General features: G+C 66.3%; 15 protein-coding genes. 7 read left to right on the top strand and 8 right to left on the bottom strand.

Annotation, left to right across the window (positions count from 1 at the left end; genetic code table 11):
- Positions 1-4: 4 nt before the first annotated feature.
- The 7 genes from FA702_RS20335 to FA702_RS20310 are packed head-to-tail and all read right to left on the bottom strand — an operon-like array spanning position 5 to position 6,282.
- Entirely contained in the window at positions 5-559 is a 555-nt protein-coding gene (locus FA702_RS20335; protein WP_370385544.1) for a chemotaxis protein CheD, read from the bottom strand.
- 2 nt (positions 560-561) lie between these two features.
- Positions 562-1,593 carry a chemotaxis-specific protein-glutamate methyltransferase CheB gene (gene cheB / locus FA702_RS20330; protein WP_136957893.1) on the bottom strand — a complete coding sequence of 344 codons (1,032 nt, stop codon included), beginning with the start codon at positions 1,591-1,593 and terminating at the stop codon, positions 562-564.
- On the bottom strand, positions 1,590-2,462 hold the full coding sequence (locus FA702_RS20325; RefSeq protein WP_136957892.1) for a protein-glutamate O-methyltransferase CheR: 873 nt from the start codon (positions 2,460-2,462) through the stop codon (positions 1,590-1,592). The genes cheB and FA702_RS20325 overlap by 4 nt, the downstream gene beginning before the upstream one ends.
- A complete protein-coding gene (locus tag FA702_RS20320; protein ID WP_136957891.1) occupies positions 2,459-4,582 on the bottom strand; it encodes a chemotaxis protein CheA in 2,124 nt (707 codons plus the stop codon). The genes FA702_RS20325 and FA702_RS20320 overlap by 4 nt, the downstream gene beginning before the upstream one ends.
- A complete protein-coding gene (locus FA702_RS20315) occupies positions 4,579-4,839 on the bottom strand; it encodes a lipid asymmetry maintenance protein MlaB (RefSeq protein ID WP_136957890.1) in 261 nt (86 codons plus the stop codon). Before FA702_RS20315 ends, FA702_RS20320 begins: the two co-directional genes overlap by 4 nt.
- Before the next feature lie 33 nt (positions 4,840-4,872).
- On the bottom strand, positions 4,873-5,040 hold the full coding sequence (locus FA702_RS23365) for a hypothetical protein (protein ID WP_255504862.1): 168 nt from the start codon (positions 5,038-5,040) through the stop codon (positions 4,873-4,875).
- Positions 5,041-5,094: 54 nt separating this feature from the next.
- Positions 5,095-6,282 (bottom strand): methyl-accepting chemotaxis protein, encoded by a 1,188-nt coding sequence (locus tag FA702_RS20310; protein WP_255504861.1) that lies wholly within the window; start codon positions 6,280-6,282, stop codon positions 5,095-5,097.
- A 221-nt stretch (positions 6,283-6,503) separates the two neighbouring features.
- On the opposite strand from FA702_RS20310, the gene FA702_RS20305 reads away from it, so the two are divergent.
- From FA702_RS20305 to FA702_RS20295, 3 genes are all read left to right on the top strand, one after another.
- Entirely contained in the window at positions 6,504-7,532 is a 1,029-nt protein-coding gene (locus FA702_RS20305) for a chemotaxis protein CheB (protein ID WP_136957889.1), read from the top strand.
- Positions 7,533-7,569: 37 nt separating this feature from the next.
- Complete coding sequence (locus FA702_RS20300) at positions 7,570-9,105, top strand: globin-coupled sensor protein (RefSeq protein WP_136957888.1); 1,536 nt, start codon at positions 7,570-7,572, stop codon at positions 9,103-9,105.
- Positions 9,106-9,193: 88 nt separating this feature from the next.
- Entirely contained in the window at positions 9,194-10,996 is a 1,803-nt protein-coding gene (locus tag FA702_RS20295) for a bifunctional diguanylate cyclase/phosphodiesterase (RefSeq protein ID WP_136957887.1), read from the top strand.
- 33 nt (positions 10,997-11,029) lie between these two features.
- Here the strand turns inward: FA702_RS20295 and FA702_RS20290 are convergent, their stop codons facing one another.
- Positions 11,030-12,010 carry an alpha/beta hydrolase gene (locus tag FA702_RS20290; RefSeq protein ID WP_136957886.1) on the bottom strand — a complete coding sequence of 327 codons (981 nt, stop codon included), beginning with the start codon at positions 12,008-12,010 and terminating at the stop codon, positions 11,030-11,032.
- 249 nt (positions 12,011-12,259) lie between these two features.
- Between FA702_RS20290 and FA702_RS20285 the strand changes: the two genes are divergently transcribed.
- The 4 genes from FA702_RS20285 to FA702_RS20270 are packed head-to-tail and all read left to right on the top strand — an operon-like array spanning position 12,260 to position 17,008.
- Entirely contained in the window at positions 12,260-13,384 is a 1,125-nt protein-coding gene (locus FA702_RS20285) for a fumarylacetoacetate hydrolase family protein (RefSeq protein ID WP_136957885.1), read from the top strand.
- Positions 13,385-13,437: 53 nt separating this feature from the next.
- Entirely contained in the window at positions 13,438-14,220 is a 783-nt protein-coding gene (locus FA702_RS20280) for an SDR family NAD(P)-dependent oxidoreductase (RefSeq protein ID WP_136957884.1), read from the top strand.
- Positions 14,217-15,107, top strand: coding sequence for an SMP-30/gluconolactonase/LRE family protein (locus FA702_RS20275; RefSeq protein WP_370385530.1), 891 nt, complete (start codon positions 14,217-14,219; stop codon positions 15,105-15,107). Before FA702_RS20280 ends, FA702_RS20275 begins: the two co-directional genes overlap by 4 nt.
- Positions 15,104-17,008, top strand: coding sequence for a sialate O-acetylesterase (locus FA702_RS20270; RefSeq protein WP_255504860.1), 1,905 nt, complete (start codon positions 15,104-15,106; stop codon positions 17,006-17,008). The genes FA702_RS20275 and FA702_RS20270 overlap by 4 nt, the downstream gene beginning before the upstream one ends.
- The last annotated feature ends 57 nt before the right edge of the window (positions 17,009-17,065 follow it).

Below are 17,065 nucleotides of genomic sequence, written 5' to 3'. Positions count from 1 at the left end.
ACTTTCAGAAGAGTTCGACATCGCCGTTGGCGCGGCGCGGTCTGGTTTCAGGCACTTCGTGCGGGGCAAGGCTGTTCACCACATGGCGGCAGCGGACCTGTCCCCGCACCGGACGAAAATCGACGCGTCGGGCGTTGGAGCCGCCAAGGTCTGCGTGCTGCAGCACGATCCGTTCGCGTTCCAGAAAGTTGCGCGCGAAATCCGCGTTCGCCGTACCGATGGCTTTCATCCCGGTTCGCAGGTTGGCTCCGCCGTAAAGGTGCGCGCGCAAATCCGCCTTGCAGGCGCCCTGCGCCAGCATCTCGTTGATCAGCATTTCCATCAGATAGGTGCCGTAATGCACGTCGATCCTGCCGCCACCGTGCGCGCTGGGCGGCTCGGCCAGCAGGAAGTGGTTCATGCCCCCGACCCCGGCCAGCGGATCAAAAAGGCAGGCGGCAACGCAACTGCCCAGAACGGTGCTAAATTCGTCACGCGGATCGCTGGTTGCGCGCGCATCCCCCTGCAGGATCGTAATCCGCCGCATCTCCTGCATCGGGGGGAACGGAGTATGGTGCATGGTCATGCCGCGCCTCCCGCAAGCAGGTGATCGGCGATGCGCTCGATCGGCGCCACGACACGCGCCGCGCCAAGCGAGATCGCCGCACGCGGCATCCCGAACACGATGGACGTCGCCTCGTCCTGCGCGATGGTTTTCGCGCCGGCCCGCGCCATCGCCAGCAGGCCTTGCGCGCCATCGCAGCCCATGCCCGTCAGCACGGCGCCAGCGGCACGCGCGCCCACGGCCTGCGCGGCCGATTGCAACAGCACATCCACGCTGGGCAGGTGCCCCGCAACCGGATCGCCGGTCCGCAACTTGATGCATGGCGTGGCCGATCCGCCGATCCGCATGTGGCGATGATCGCCCGGCGCGATATAGACCCGCCCCGGATGCATCGGCATGTCCGGTTCAGCCACCACCACCTCCGCATCGCAGATGGCGTTCAACGAATTGGCGATCGCCGGCACGAACCGGGCGTTGACGTGCTGCACGATTGCGGTGGGGGGGCAATCGGCGGGAAATCCGCGAAGCAGTGTCTGCAGGGCCTCTATGCCGCCGGTCGAGGCACCGATCGCGATCAGGGCCGGTCGTGCCGCACCACTGCGTGCGACCTCCCGGCTTGCCATCGTACCGCTAGCCCGCGCGTGCCGCGCCCCGCTGAAGCGTACCTGCGCCGCCTCGTGGATCAGATCGGGCAGAGCATCGCCGCCGGACCGGTCCACCGTGATGTCCGCCTTCGAACAGCATGCGACCGCCCCCAGCATGAGCGCCCGGGCGGTAACCTCGGCGCCCTTGGTGGTCGCCCCGGACACGATGATGACCGGCGTGGGGCGCAGGGTCATGATCTTTTCCAGGAAATCGAGCCCGTTCATTCCGGGCATCTCGATGTCCAGCGTCACCACATCGGGATTCAGGCGCTTTATCAGGTTGCGCCCCTCGACGGCGTTGGCGGCTGCGCCGACCACCTCGATCCCCGCTGCGCCCGACAATCGCGATAGCAGCAAGGCCCGCATCGTGGCGGAATCATCGATCACCAGGACACGAATGGTCATGCCGCTGCCTTTCGGTAGATGGTGGGGCCTACCGGCCGCAGGATGCGCGCCGCCGGTCCGGTCACGCGCTCGCTGTGCCCGATGTAAAGGTAGCCCCCCGGGGCAAGAGCATCGGCAAACCGCGCCACGAGTTGCTCCTTCGTCTCCGCGTCGAAGTAGATCATCACGTTCCGGCAGAAGATGACGTCGAATGGATGCCGCATGGGCCACGGCCCCAGCAGATTGAGCACGCGAAAACGTACCAGTGCGCGCGTCAGGTCGCTGAGGGTCGCCGTCCCGTCGGTTTCCTGCGTCCAGCACCGGCGCAGTTCCTGGGGTACCGGTTCCAGATCCTTGGCCGGGTAGGTTGCGGCTTCGGCCTGCCGCAGGACATGCGGAGCAAGATCGGTCGCCAGCATCTTCAGATCGCGCGCGGCCAGCCTTCGCCCGGCAAGCGGTTCGCCGCCCAGCAGGGTCATGGCCAGCGACCACGTTTCCTCGCCGCTCGAACAGCCCGCCGACCACAGCCGCACGCCGCGCCCGGCTTCCAGCGATGCGACGAGCGTCGGCCTGACCTGTTCGGCGAAATGCGCGAAATGGTGCGGCTCCCGATAGAAGAACGTGTGGTTGGTGGTCAGCGCGGCCACGGCGCGCGCTTCTTCCGCCGTATCGCTGCGCAGCCGTGCCACGTAGTTCCCGAAACTGCCGCATCCGGTTTCGCGCACCAGCGGCGCGAGCCGCGAATAGACAAGCATGGCCTTGCCTTCCGGCAGCATGATGCCGGCATGGGCATAGGCGATATCGGACAGCGCCCGGAAGTCGTCCACCGAATAGACCGCCGGGCTGATACCGGGCAGCGGTTCGGCAAAACCGGCGTGCGCGGCGCTCATGCTGCCTGCCTTTCGGAAAGGATGTTCATCGCGCCGGCGGCAAGGCCATCGACATCGAGGATCAGCGCAACCTGCCCGTCGCCCAGGATCGTCGCGCCGGCCACGCCTTCGACCTGGTGAAAGTGCGTATCGAGGCTCTTGATGACGAACTGGCGCTGATCGTGGATGTGATCGACCAGCAGCGCCGCCTTGCCGGCCGCTTCGGTATCGACCACGACCAGCACACCCCGTTCGCCGTCCGGCGCGGACCCGCCGATCCCGATCGTCTCGCCCACCGGCAGAACCGGGATGTAGCGTCCGCGCAGGTTGATCATGTGGCGACCGCCCATCGCTTGCAGGTCGCCGGGTTCCGGCCGCAGACATTCGACGATGTGAGCCAGCGGCACGACCATGGTCTCGTCACCAACCCCCACGACCATGCCGTCGGCGATGGCCAGCGTCAGGGGCAGCGTGAGCGTGAACGTGGTGCCTTTGCCGAAATGGGATTCGATCGTCACGCGACCGCCGAGATCCTTCACGTTCTGACGCACCACATCCATGCCGACGCCCCGCCCTGAAACGCTGGTGACGCTGGCGGCGGTCGAGAAGCCCGGCGCGAAAATCAGATTGTCGATCTCTTCCGGCGAAAGCTGCGCATCGGCCGAGACCAGCCCCTGCGCCACCGCCTTGGCCAGCACGCGTTCGCGGTCGATGCCGCGTCCGTCGTCGGCGATCCGGATCAGAATGCGGCCTGACCGATGCTCGGCCGACAATGTCAGCGTACCATCGGCCTCCTTGCCCGCGGCAAGCCGTTCCTCCGCGCTTTCGATCCCGTGATCGACCGCGTTGCGGATCAGGTGGGTCAAGGGTTCGCCCAGCCGTTCGATCACCGTCTTGTCGAGCTCGGTCGCTTCGCCCGCCAGCGACAGGCGGACATGCTTGCCCGTGGACGCCGCCAGTTCGCGCAATATCCGGGGCACGCGGCTGAAGACCGTGCCGATCGGTTGCGCGCGGATCGACATGGCGCTTTCCTGGATGTCGCGCGTCAGGGAATCCAGCAGGTTCAGTTCCTCGCTCGCGGAAATCCCCTGGTTCGCCATGCGCTGCGCCACCATCGCCTGCGCGATCACCAGTTCGCCCACGGAATCGATCAGCCGGTCGAGCTTGGCCAGGTCGATGCGGATGGTCTGCCCTGCGGCAGCCGCCGGGGGCGTCGCGGCAGCGGTATCCGCAGCGGCGTTCGCCGGGGCGCTATCGGCCGGCTGCGGCCGGGATTCGGCAGCCTGCTTCACGCCCGCCGCCGGCAAGTCGCTTGCGATACGCGGTGCCGGAATGGCCGCATCGTCACCGATCGCGATCGAACAATCGTCTCCCACGAAATCGAAGATGTCACGCGCCTCTGCCTCATGGACATGCGCGGGCATGCGGAAGGTCCAGCCAAGGTATCCCTGCCCGGGGACAAGCAGATCGAGTGGCGGGACGTTCGCCGTGTCGCACAGGATGCATTCCCCGCCGAGGCTGGCGACTTCGCGCAGCAGCAGAAGCGGTTCCCCGCCGTTGAGCATGGCCCCGGCATGCGGACGCACATGCAACAGCCAGCCCTCGGCCGTTTCATCTGCGTCCGCGGTTGCAGGCTCATCCACCCCCACAAGGTCGTCCAGCAGCGAATCAAGGTCGAAATCCATTTCGACCTCGTCCGTCGGCGCGGCTGGTCCGGAATCATCGACGGCCGCGGCCACCGCCTCCTCCGCCGGCTTCGCGCCACCGCATCCCTGCGCGGCGGCCAGCTCCGCAACGACGGCGGCATCGTCGACATCCGGCCCGCCATCGCGCACCGCCGCGACATGATCGCTGAGCACATCCAGAGCGCGAAGGAGCAGATCAACCAGACCCGGCGTCAGGTCGACCATCCCTTCGCGCACATCCGAAAGCAGCGTTTCGAACGTGTGCGTATAGGCCTGCAGCGCGGCAAACCCGAAAGCGCCGGCGCCTCCCTTGATCGAATGCACCGCGCGGAAGATCGCGTTGACGGTCTCCGCATCGTGCGTCCCCGCCTGGCAGGCGGCAAGACCGGCTTCGGCGGCCGCCAGCGATTCTTCGCATTCTACGAAGAATATCTGCTGAAGTTCCTCGTTGGTCATGCCGGTTCACTTTCGTTCAGGACAGCGGCGAGTCCCGCCATGCGCGCGATTTCGGACAGGGCTTGCGACGGCACGATGCGAACGGTGTCGCTGGTCCTGCGCGCGCTGATGATGAGCTGCAGCAGGGCCTGGCTGACGTGAGTCACCTGCGCGGCGTCGATCGTCAGCGGACCTGTGCCGACCGCCGCGGCAAGATCGGGCAGCAATGCCTCTACGGTCGCGCGATCGCAGCGGGGGGGGAGCGGAAATGTCTGCATGATGAAACGGCGTCCTTTGCGGGCTGGCGCGGATCAGAATTCGGACCAGTCGTCCGCCTGTTCGGCGACAGTGGCCGCCGGTTCCGGCGCGAGAGCGAGATTGCCTTGCACCCTGGGCATCGACGGGATTGCGGGCCTGGACCGCGCCGCCGGGTGATAGGCGGGGCGGTCTTCGCTTTCGCCCATGCGAAACCGGTCCACCAGCGCGGTCAGTTCATGCGCTTCGCTGGCGAGACTGCGCGCCGCAGCCGTGGCCTATTCGACCATCGCCGCGTTCTGCTGCGTCATGCGATCCATCTCGCCGACCGAAGCGTTGACGTGGCGCAGGTTCTGCGCCTGCTCGTGCGCGGTATCGGCAATCTCCGTAACCAGCGCCGAGATCTCGCCGACACCCCCGACGATCCTTTCAAGCAGGCCGCCCGCTTCACCCACCAGCATCACGCCATCGGCAACCTGACGTGAACTCTGGGTGATCAGTTCCTTGATGTCTCGCGCGGCGTTGGCGGAGCGCTGGGCCAGCGCCCGCACTTCGTTCGCCACCACGGCAAAGCCCTTTCCGGCATCGCCTGCGCGCGCCGCTTCAACCCCGGCATTCAACGCGAGCAGGTTCGTCTGGAAAGCGATGCCGTCGATCACGTTGATGATCTGGCTGATCTCGCGCGCGGACGACTCGATCGCGGACATCGCCTCGGTCGCCCGCGTCACCACCTCTCCGCCTTCGCTGGCTTCGCGATGCGCGGCCCCGATGGTCTGCTGCACTTCGCCGGCGCGTTCCGCCGTCGACACCATCTTGCCGGTGATCTGGTTCATGGCCACCGCGGTTTCTTCGAGGCTGGCCGCCTGGCGTTCGTTGCGCTGGGCAAGATCGTCCGACGCGGCCCGGATTTCCGACGCTCCGACCAGCACCCCGGCGGCCGCGGCCCGCACCGACTGGAGCGCGGTGGCAAGGGCTTCGGCCGCCGCGTTGAAATCCCGCCGAACGGCATCGTACGCGCCGGGGAAGGGCTTCTCGAGACGGAATTCCAGATTATTGGCCGCAAGGTGCCCCAAGCCGTCGCTGAGGCTGTTGATGATTTCGCGCTCCTCGGCGGCGCGGCCTTTGCGCAGTTCCAGTGCATTGTTGCGAAAGATCGCCATCGCCTTGGTCATCCGGCCAACGCAATCGCGGTATTCGGTGAAGCGGACCGGCGCATCGACATCGCCCGCAGCCAACGCCTCCATGCGTTGCACGGTCTGGACATAGGGCGTGCAGATCGCGCCGCGCGCGTATGCCAGGATCGCCACCGCCGTCACCGCAAGGGCCAGCGCGGCCGCCATCACCGGGGCGCTGCCGCCGGCGGCGAGCACCAGAATCACGCCAGCGCCGGAAAGCACCGCCTGAATACAGATCAGAACGGCGAATTTCGTGCGGATCGGCGCGTCTTTGACAAACCAGTCTAACATCGGACCTCCTGCACCAGTTCCATCCCGCCAGCGCCATCTGGCCTCGCGGGACTTGCGGTGTGGTGCAGGGTTTATCCCTACGTAATGAACGCAAGGCCCTGTTCGGGGATCGTAAATCTACGATCAGGCGGCAGCGGTTTGCTTGCTTTTGGCGGTTAGAAGGGACCGGTGCCCTCACGGCCAACGAATCCACCAATACGTTGAAATGAAAGACTTATGCCATGCATGACGCCAGGGTTCTCGTGGTCGACGACTCCGCAGCGATGCGCGCCCTCTTTTCCGATCTGCTGGAACAGTCCCGCAACGTCCGGGTCGTGGGAACCGCTGCTAACGTCAACGAAGCGCGCGAACAGATCGAACTGCTACGCCCCAACGTCCTGACGCTCGACGTGGAAATGCCCGGCATGAGCGGGATCGAGTTTCTCGAAGAGATCATGGACAGCAATCCCATGCCGGTCGTCATGCTTTCCAGCCTGACGCAGAGCGGCGCGGTGACGACGCTGCGGGCTTACGAACTGGGCGCGGTGGAATGCTTTCCGAAGCCGTTGAAAGTCAGCCCTGAACAGTTCGCCAAGAACGTCAGCAAACTGGGCAAGATCGTGCTGGCGGCCGCCAACAGCAACGTCCGCCAAAAGCGGCCCCATCACGTGAATCGCTGGCACAAGGAGCAGTTCCACTGGAACGGCACCATGATCGCCATCAACGCATCGATGGGCGGGTTCGAGGCTCTGACGGATCTGTTTGCCGCCTATCCGCCCAATTGCCCGCCGACGGTGGTGGTTTTGCAAGCGGAACCCGAAGTGGCCAATGCGTTCATCCAGCGGCTGAACACCGAACTGGCCTGCACCGTAACGCCCGCAAAAGACGGTACGCCGCTGCTCCAGGGCGGCATCTACATTGCTTCCGATCCGGATTACCACGTCGTGCTGGAAGCGGGCGAACCGGCGCAGTTGCGCCTTCTGGCGAGAGAGCCGGCCAACGGGGTTCGCCCGTCGGCCGACCTCCTGTTCGGAACGATCGCCCGCGCCGGCGTGCCGGCCATCGGCATCATGCTGTCCGGCCTGGGGCAGGACGGGGCCAAGGGCCTTTTGCTGATGCGCAACGCGGGCGCCGAAACGTTCGCGCAGGAACGTGGCAACGCCATCGTGCCCGAGGCCCCCACCGCCGCGATCAACCTGAACGCGGCCATGCACGAACTGCCAGCCGACCAGATCGGCGCCGAAGCCATCAAGGCCTGCACAGAAAAATAGACCTGCAAACGTCTCAACCGATCGCGAAGGACCACTCATGAGCAATATCAACGTAAACGAATTCGTGAACGAGCGCGTCGATTTCTTCGGTATCGACGATGCCGATTATGGCAACTTCCCCAGGATTGCCGAAGCACTGGCCCGTCATGCCCCCGCTGCGCTCGATCGCTTCTACGACAAGGTCGGAGCGACTCCCAAGACGGCGGCCTTCTTTTCGTCGCGACAGGCGATGGATCACGCCAAGGGCAAGCAGATCGCGCATTGGGCGGCGCTGTTCTCGGGCCGGGTGGATGGCAGCTACATCGCCAAGGCGGAACAGATCGGCACGGTCCACGCCCGCATCGGGCTGGAGCCGACCTGGTACATCGGCGGCTACGCCCGCGTCCTTTCGGCCATCATCACCACCATCTGCGACAAGGGCTCGGGCCTGTTCGGCAACAAGGCCGCCGGTCGGCAGGTAGCCACGCTGGTCAAGCTGGCTTTGCTCGACATGGAAATCGCGCTGTCCGCCTATTTCAAGGCCGAGGAGAAATCCCGCCTTGCCGTGATCGAACAGCTGGGACACGCGCTGGCGGAAGTCGCCAACGGGCGTTTTTCCACCAAGCTCGAAGGACTGCCCGAAAACTATCGCCAGATTGAAGCCGATTTCGAAACGATGCGTCTCGAAATCGGCGGCGCGCTGGCGTCGGTTGCCGAGGCGGCATCGACGATCAACACCGGCGCTGCCGAAATCCGCCAGGCTTCGGACGACCTTGCCAACCGCACGGAACGGCAGGCAGCGTCGCTCGAGGAAACAGCCGCCGCGATGCAGGAACTGACCACCGGCGTGCGCGAAGCGGCCGATGGCGCCGTTCACATGACCGGCTCTGTGGCGGAAGCCGATCACGAGGCCGTGCAGGGACGCAACGTGGTCAAGGAGGCCGTGGGCGCGATGGACGGAATCCATCGCACGGCCACCGAGATCAGCAAGATCATCGACGTGATCGATGGAATCGCCTTCCAGACCAATCTGCTTGCGCTCAACGCGGGGGTCGAAGCGGCCCGGGCGGGCGATGCCGGCAAGGGCTTTGCGGTGGTGGCCAACGAAGTGCGGGCGCTGGCCCAGCGCTCGGCCGACGCCGCCAGCAATATCAAGCACCTGATCAACGGCAGCGTCGAACAGGTCGAACGCGGGGTCAAGCTGGTGGGGCAGTCGGGCGAGGCGTTCGGTTCGATCGCGGCGCGCGTTGGCGAGATCAAATCGCTGGCGACGGGCATCGCCGATCTCGCGCAAGCCCAGGCGCTGAACCTGCAGCAGGTTAACGATGCGGTTCGTGAAATGGACCAGATGACGCAGCACAACGCGGCAATGGTCGAACAATCGAACGCCGCGTCGCGCAGTCTGGCCGGAGAAGCCGAACAACTGGCCACGCTGGTTTCGCGCTTCAATGTAACCGGCGCCGCGGTCGTGCCCATTGCCAAAGCCAAGGACCGGCGCAAAGCGCCAGCGGCCACTTCCCGTCCTGCCCCCGCCGCCCGCAAATCCGCGGGAATGGCGGCCACGGCAACGGCCGAGGACTGGTCGGAATTCTGAAGCGGCAGCCGGCTCATGACGCCGTGCATCTGCCCGGGACTGCGCGGTTTCGCTGGCCGGAACCGCCACAGCCGAAAGACGCCTAGCCATGCGCGAATATTCCAGCAGCCACTTCGACTTCCCGGGCAGTGACGGACTGCCCGGCGAGGCCGCGCCGGAAAAGGTCTCCGACGGCGCGGCCTCGCCCCTCCATGATCCGCACAACCCAACGCAGATCGGCGTGCGCAGCCGCTTCTACAAGCACGCGTTGGACGAAGCGGCGGTGGTTGCGGTGACGGACCGCAAGGGGACGATCGTTTCGGTAAACCGGAAGTTCTGCGACCTGTCCGGCTATGCGCGCGAGGAACTGATCGGCCAGAACCACCGCCTCTTGAAATCCGGCCGCCATGATCGCGCATTCTTCCGCGAGTTGTACCAGACGATCAGCCAAGGTGGCGTCTGGCATGGCGAAATCTGCAACCGGGCCAAGAACGGCGGCCTTTACTGGGTGGATACCACGATCGTGCCCTATCGGGGCGCCGATGGCGAAATCGAACGGTTCATCGCGATCCGCTTCGACATCACCCGCCAGAAGATGGCCGAAGACCGGCTGTGGCATCTTGCCAACTTCGATCCGCTAACCGGGTTGCCAAACCGTCTTTGGTTCATGAATGCAATCAAGGGATGCATCCACCAGGGCCTTGAACGCATAGCGCCGTTCGCGATTGCCATGCTCGATCTCGATAACTTCAAGGACATCAACGACAGCCTGGGCCATGCCGCCGGCGATAGCGTGCTGCGCGCCGTGGGCGACCGTTGTCGCGCGGCGATCAGGAACGGCGATTGCATCGCACGCATCGGCGGAGACGAATTCGCGATCATCATGCACGACTGCGGCGATCCGAAAATGGCGATGGAACGAGCCGACACCCTATTGCGAGCCATCGCCCCGCCGGTTCACGTGAAGGATAGCGACCGGACAATCTCCGCCAGTATCGGAATCGCCATTTTCCCTCGTGACGGCTGGGATCACAACGAACTGCTGAAATGTGCGGATATCGCGCTCTACGCCGTGAAATCGAACGGACGAGCGCGTTGCGCCCTGTTCGACAGCGAGATGCGCCAGGCCGTGCTGCAGCGCGCGCGCATACGCGCCGATTTCGAGACCGCGCTGCACACCGGTCAGTTGCGCGTGTTCTATCAGCCGATTATCGAGAACGGAGCCGGTTCGCCGATCGCGATGGAAGCCCTGCTGCGCTGGCAGCATCCGCGGCAAGGCCTGCTTTCGGCTGCGGCGTTCGCGGACGCGTTGATCGACGAGAGCCTCGCCGCCAGGGCCGACATGTTCGTGCTGCGCACGGTGATCGGGCAGATTCGGGCATGGCGCGATGCGGGGGTGCCATTTCGCTCCATTTCGATCAACGCCACGATCGCGGATTTCAGATCACCCGACTATGTCGACCTGATCATCGAAGCTGTCGAAAGCGGCATGATCGACCGACGGGATATCTGCGTGGAAATCAACGAGGATACGCTCCTTGGAAGCCAGCAGAACGAGGCAATCCTGCAAATCAGCCGCTTGCACGACGCGGGCGTGGGAACCGCTTTCGATGATTTCGGCACCGGGTTCGCATCGTTGCGGCATCTGCGCGATATTCCCGTGGACACCGTCAAGATCGACAAAAGCTTCATCGATTCCGTGGAAACCAAGCCATCCGACTGTGCGATTGTGACCAGCGTGATCGAGCTGGCCCATCGGCTCGGCAAGAAGGTGACGGCCGAAGGCGTGGAGACACCGGCGCAAGCCGATATCCTGCGACGGCTGCGCTGCGACAGCATCCAGGGCTATCTGGTCGCTCCGGCGATGGACAACGCCATGATTGAACGGTTCATCGGTCACGTCGAAGCGTAATCCGGCAAAAGCGAAGCGGGATGAACGGGAAGTTCAGCGCACGGCCTTGACCCAGCCGTGCATGTCCATCCAGCGCACGAACGCATCGAACCAGCCGGTGCTGGTCGTTGTCTTGGGGTACATGCCGAATCCGTGCCCGCCCTGTTCGTAGAGGTGGAATTCGACCGGGCGTCGGGCGGCGCGCCAGCTTTCCACCAGGCCGAAGCCATTGTTGGCGAAGAATGGATCGTCCGCGGCAATGGCAACGAACATCGGCGGTGCATCGGCCGGCACGGTGACGGGGGCAAGCGGGCCATAGACAAGGCCGATGAATGACGGTTTGGCGTCCTGCCCGGTCAGTTCGGTCGCCAGCGTCAGCATCGCGCCGGCGGAAAAGCCGACCATGCCGATGCGGTTGGGGTCGACATGCCATTCGCCGGCGCGCTGGCGGATCAGCGCGAAAGCGGCGCGCGAATCGGCAAGTTGCGGCGCAAGCGCCGCCATCCGTTCTTGCGGGGTCGGCTGGGATTGTGCCGGAGACTGCGAAGCGCGGGCCACCCCCGCGAACATGGCGCGCATGGACTTGTCGAACTCGGCCATCGTCGCCGGGGTCTGGTTGAGCCGGTACTTCAGCACGAAAGCGGCGATGCCTCTGGCGGCAAGCGCCTTTGCCACGTCGGAGCCTTCGTTCTCCATGGAGAGCGTGAGAAAGCCGCCGCCCGGCGCCACGATCACCGCCGCCCCGCTGGCCTTGGCGGGATCGGGCAGATACGGGGTGAGCGTCGCGATCGTCACGTTGCGGGCGAAGCGGCTGCCGTACTGCGCATGCCACGTCTCCGGGTTGCGCGCGCCAGGCAAGGGGCCGGTGCCGAGTTCGATCGCGCCAGGCTGCGCCGGTATGGGGATCGGCGTCATGGCGTCGTTCTGCGCCCGGAGCGGTGTTGCCATGGCCAGTGCCGCCGCCAGGCTCGCGACGGCAAGCCGCGCGGCAAAGCGCCGGGTTGCGCGAGATTTGGCCTTGCATCCATGCTTCATGACATCTCTCCTGAAGGTGCGCGCCCTGTTTTCGAGGATCGGCGGTCGCACAGTTGTCTCTAGTGTTAGCGATACCATTTTGCTTGGGCAAGGGGGGGCTTCCGGATGATGACGCGCTTGGTCGATCCGAAGCGGCCACCGTTATGCCGGGCGGTGTGCTGAAATCGAATGCGCATCCCTGCGCACTTGATATTGGTGGTGTGGCCTCGTAAGGTAGCGCTATCAATTAGAGAAACAAGGGATGCATTGATGGGTATGAGCCTTACGGCTTGCCTTCCGCACGACTTTACGGACGGGGCCTTCATCGGTCGTGCGCAAGCGCCCGATGGGCCGCATGTGATCGTCCTTGAAAGCGGCAGAATCCGCGACATCACCGAGATTGCGAGCACGGTTTCCGGTGCGCTGGCGCGGGGCGTGCCCGATGGGGGCAAGGACCTGGGCGCCATCGAGGACGGCTTGCCCGAAGGCTGGGAGCTGCTTTCGCCGATCGACATCCAATGCGTGAAGGCCTGTGGTGTGACCTTCGCCGTTAGCGCTATCGAACGTGTGATCGAAGAACGCGCGCGGGGTGACGCGGGCGCGGCGGCCGAAATCCGCATCGGCCTGGAAGCCACGATCGGCGCGGGCATCCGCGCGGTGGTTCCGGGCAGCGACGAGGCCATGGCGCTGAAGCAGGCGCTGATCGCGCAAGGCATGTGGTCGCAGTATCTCGAAGTGGCGATCGGGCCGGACGCGGAAGTGTTCTCCAAGTCGCCCGTGCTTTCGACCGTCGGCCACGGCGCGCCGATCGGGGTGCGTTCGGATTCGAGCTGGAACAACCCCGAGCCGGAGGTGGTGCTGGTGGTCGATCCGGCCGGCAACGCCGTCGGCGCCACGCTGGGCAACGACGTGAACCTGCGCGATTTCGAAGGGCGCTCGGCGCTGCTCTTGTCGAAGGCCAAGGACAACACCGCGTCCTGCGCCATCGGCCCGTTCATCCGCCTGTTCGATGCTGGCTTCGGCATCGACGACGTGCGCCGCGCCGATGTGGAACTGGTGGTGGAAGGGCAGGACAACTTCCGCATGGAAGGCACCAACCGCATGACCGAGATCAGCCGCGATCCGCTCGAACTGGTCCGCCAGACGCTCAGCGAACACAGCTATCCCGATGGGTTCGTGCTGTTCTGCGGTACTCTGTTCGCCCCGACGCAGGACCGCGACGAACCCGGCGGGGGGTTCACCCACAAGGTGGGCGATCGCGTGACGATCCGTTCCGAACGGCTCGGCACGCTGACCAACACCGTCACCACATCGCGCGATGCGCCCAAGTGGGCGATGGGCATCGGCGCCTTCATGCGCAACCTGGCCGCGCGCGGCCTGGTGGACCGGGCGTGAACGCGGTGCCATCGGCCGCATCCGGGGCTGCTCCGCAAATCAAGGGAAAGCAGGTGCTTGCACAGACAGAAAGCCGCGCGCTGACGGCACAATACCCCAGCATCCGCGACAAGCGGGTGATCGTGACCGGTGGCGCGAGCGGGATCGGCGAAGGCATCGTCGAGGCCTTCGTGCTGCAGGGCGCGCAGGTCGGCTTCGTCGACATCCTGCCCGAAGCCGGCGAGAGCCTCGTGCAGCGGCTTGGCCATGCCGAGCACGTGCCGGTGTTCCGCGCGCAGGACGTATCGGACAGCGACGGGCTGGCCGGCGCGATGACCGCGCTGGCCGGCGTGCTGGGCGGCTGCGACGTGCTCATTAACAACGCCGCGAGCGATGACCGCCACATGCTCGACGATGTGACGCCTGCCTACTGGGACGAGCGGCTGGCGGTGAACCTGAAGCACAAGTTCTTCGCCTCGCAGGCGGTGTGGCCGGGGATGAAGGCCGGCGGCGGCGGCGTGATCCTCAACCTCGGTTCGATCTCATGGCATCTGGGGCTCGATGAACTGGCGCTCTACCAGATTGCCAAGGCCGGCGTGGAAGGCCTGACCCGCAGCCTTGCGCGCGAGCTGGGGCCGTATAACATCCGCGTCAACACGATCATTCCGGGCAACGTGCAGACCGAGCGCCAGATGCGCTGGTACACGCCCGAAGGGGAGGCGGAAATCGTCGCGGCACAATGCCTCAAGGGTCGGCTGCAGCCGGTGGACATCGCCGCGATGGCGCTGTTCCTCGCCTCGGATGACGCGCGCTTCTGCACGGGGCACGAATACTGGGTCGACGGGGGATGGCGTTGAACGCGGCCCGCAAGGCGGAGCCGGTGCTCGCGCTCGGCTGTACGCTGGGCGAAGGCCCGGTGTGGGACTCGGCGCGCCAGTGCCTGTGGTTCACCGACATCAAGCAGCGCCGCATCCACCGCTTCGATCCAGCGAACGGGCACCACGCGAGTTACCCGGTGCACGAGCAGGTGGGCTGGGTGCTGCCGACCGGCGGCGGCCAGCTGCTCGCCGGGATGAAGGACGGGCTGCACCTGTTCGACCCGGCTACCGGCGTTTCCCGGCACATGGCGCATGTGCCGGGCGAGCCGGCTGGCAACCGGCTCAACGATGCCTGCGCCGATAGCCGCGGGCGCGTGTGGTTCGGATCGATGGACGATGACGAGACCGCCGCGAGCGGGCGGTTCTACCGCGCGCAAGGGGGCCGGATCGTGCCGCAAGGCCCTGACCGGGTGTGCATCACCAATGGTCCGGCGATCGCGCCGGACGATTCCCGCCTCTATTTCACCGATACGCTGGCGCGCACGATCATGGTGGCAGAGGTCGATGCCGAGGGCGCCGTCGGCCCCGCGCGCGCCTTTGCCGACGTGGCGCGCGATTTTCCGGAAGCGTATCCCGACGGGCCGGTGTGTGATGCGCAGGGCTGCGTCTGGACCGGGCTGTGGAACGGCTGGGGCGTCGCGCGCTATTCGCCAGAAGGCGAACTGCTGGAAAAGGTCGAGGTGCCGGTCGCCAACGTGACCAAGCTGGCGTTCGGCGGGCCGGAGATGACGCGCGCGTTCGTCACCACCGCGCGCAAGGGGCTGGACGCGGCGGCGCTAGCGGCACAGCCGCTGGCGGGCGATCTTTTCGCCTTCGACGTCGACGTGCCGGGCCTGGCGCCGGCGCTGGCGGACTTTCCCGCGTGATACGGCTGGCGCTGACGGGGCTGGCGCTTGGCGTGGCCGCTCCCGCATTGGCGGCGCCCGCGCTCGAACTGGGCGCGGTGTGGAGCGACCATGCCGTGATCCAGCGCGACCGGCCGGTGCTGGTGGAAGGGCGGGCCGCGCCCAACGCCGTGGTGTCCGGCACGCTGGGCACCGAGCAGGCCGAAGCCAAGGCGAACGCCACGGGTGATTTCACCTTGCGCTTTGCCGCGCGGACGGCCTCGGCCGACCCGCTTGAACTGGCGGTGACGGCGGACGGGCAAAGCCTGCGCGTCACCGATCTGGCGGTGGGCGATGTCTGGCTCTGCTCCGGCCAGTCGAACATGGAGTTCCCGCTGGCGCGCGCGCTGAACGGCGGCATGGAAGTGGCGCGGTCGGCGGACCCCGGCCTGCGCCTGCTGCAGGTGCCCAAGGCGATGGCGTACCTGCCCGCGCGCGCGTTCGGGAAGCCGACCCGCTGGGCCGCCGCCGGGCCGGACACGACCGCGGACTTCTCGGCGGTGTGCTATTTCATGGCGCGCGAATTGCGCCGGGCGCGGGGCGTGCCGATCGGCGCGATTCACGCCAGCTGGGGCGGATCGAAAGTGACGCCGTGGCTGGACCCGCAGGCCGGTGCCGCGATCGGCGGGGCCAGCGACATGGCGCTGCTGGGCCTGTTCGCGAAAGACCGGCTGGCTGCCGTGACGCAATTCGCACCGCGCTGGCAGGCATGGTATGCGGGCGAGGCTGGCGGCAGCGCGCCGTGGGCTAGGCCCGACGACCTGCCGTGGCAACCGGTGCCGGCGATCAGCGGATGGCTGGCGTGGACCGGCACGCCGCTGGCCACCAAGGCGACCGGCACCGTTTGGCTGCGGCGGCAGATCACGCTGACGGCGGATCAGGCGCGGGCCGGGGCGACGCTGATGCTGGGCGTGCTCGATGACATGGACATGACCTTCGTCAACGGCCACGCGGTGGGCAACACCTTCGGCTGGGACGAGGAGCGCGCATACAAACTGCCGCCGGCGTTCCTGCGCGCGGGGGTGAACGAGGTCATGGTCGCCGTGACCAACACTTATGCCGACGGCGGGCTGGCGAGCCCGGCCGACCGGCTGGCGCTGGTGACGGGTGACGGCCAGCGCCTGCCGCTGGCGACCGGCTGGCGCTATGCGATCGCGCCCGTGCGCAGCTATCCGCCGCGCCCGCCATGGGATGCGAACGCGGGCATCGGACTGATGCACAACCGCATGATCGCGCCGCTGGGCCATTTCGCGATGGACGGCGCGGCCTGGTACCAGGGCGAAAGCGATGTCGACACGCCCGATTACGCGCGGCGGATGAAGGCGCTGATCACGGGCTGGCGCGCGCGCTTCGGGCCGGCGCTCAGGATCGGCATCGTGCAACTGGCGAATTACGGCGCGACTGCGGACAAGCCGGTATCATCCGACTGGGCCAGGACGCGCGACGTGCAGCGGCGCATCGTGGCGGAGGACGGCAACGCCGCGCTCGCCAGCGCGATCGACATTGGCGAACCGACGGACATCCACCCGGCGAACAAGCTGCTGGTGGGGCAGCGGCTGGCGCTGGGCGTGCTGGGCAAGCCCGTGCCGATGCCGTTGGCGGCGCGGCGCGACGGCGGTGCCGTGCGGGTGACGTTCGGCGGCCTTGAAGGCGGGCTGCACGCGCTGAGTTCGGCGCAGGCGATCGGCTTTGAATTGTGCGATGCAGGCGGCGTCTGCCGTTTTGCTCCGGCGCGGGTCGATGGCGACGCGGTGGTGATCGCCGGGGACGGCGGGCCGGTGGCCAAAGTGCGCTATGGCTGGGCCGATAGCCCGGTCGTCAACCTGTTCGACGCGCGCGGGCTGCCGGTGCCGGGGTTCGAAATGGACGTGGCGGGCGAGTGACGATCGCCTGCGGCACGTGGACACATTCCGCTTTGGGGGATGACCGCTATCGGAGAT

Origin of the sequence: Novosphingobium sp. EMRT-2, from assembly GCF_005145025.1 — a bacterium.
Lineage (GTDB): Bacteria > Pseudomonadota > Alphaproteobacteria > Sphingomonadales > Sphingomonadaceae > Novosphingobium.
The sequence above is the reverse complement of the archived record's forward strand: the minus strand, read 5'-3'. Positions and strand labels throughout refer to the sequence as shown.

What these genes read in the sequence shown, in the direction of transcription:
- FA702_RS20335 (WP_370385544.1), bottom strand. Translation starts at nt 559, where the DNA reads ATGCACCATACTCCGTTCCCCCCGATGCAGGAGATGCGGCGGATTACG.
- cheB (WP_136957893.1), bottom strand. Translation starts at nt 1,593, where the DNA reads ATGACCATTCGTGTCCTGGTGATCGATGATTCCGCCACGATGCGGGCC.
- FA702_RS20325 (WP_136957892.1), bottom strand. Translation starts at nt 2,462, where the DNA reads ATGAGCGCCGCGCACGCCGGTTTTGCCGAACCGCTGCCCGGTATCAGC.
- FA702_RS20320 (WP_136957891.1), bottom strand. Translation starts at nt 4,582, where the DNA reads ATGACCAACGAGGAACTTCAGCAGATATTCTTCGTAGAATGCGAAGAA.
- FA702_RS20315 (WP_136957890.1), bottom strand. Translation starts at nt 4,839, where the DNA reads ATGCAGACATTTCCGCTCCCCCCCCGCTGCGATCGCGCGACCGTAGAG.
- FA702_RS20310 (WP_255504861.1), bottom strand. Translation starts at nt 6,282, where the DNA reads ATGTTAGACTGGTTTGTCAAAGACGCGCCGATCCGCACGAAATTCGCC.
- FA702_RS20305 (WP_136957889.1), top strand. Translation starts at nt 6,504, where the DNA reads ATGCATGACGCCAGGGTTCTCGTGGTCGACGACTCCGCAGCGATGCGC.
- FA702_RS20300 (WP_136957888.1), top strand. Translation starts at nt 7,570, where the DNA reads ATGAGCAATATCAACGTAAACGAATTCGTGAACGAGCGCGTCGATTTC.
- FA702_RS20295 (WP_136957887.1), top strand. Translation starts at nt 9,194, where the DNA reads ATGCGCGAATATTCCAGCAGCCACTTCGACTTCCCGGGCAGTGACGGA.
- FA702_RS20290 (WP_136957886.1), bottom strand. Translation starts at nt 12,010, where the DNA reads ATGAAGCATGGATGCAAGGCCAAATCTCGCGCAACCCGGCGCTTTGCC.
- FA702_RS20285 (WP_136957885.1), top strand. Translation starts at nt 12,260, where the DNA reads ATGGGTATGAGCCTTACGGCTTGCCTTCCGCACGACTTTACGGACGGG.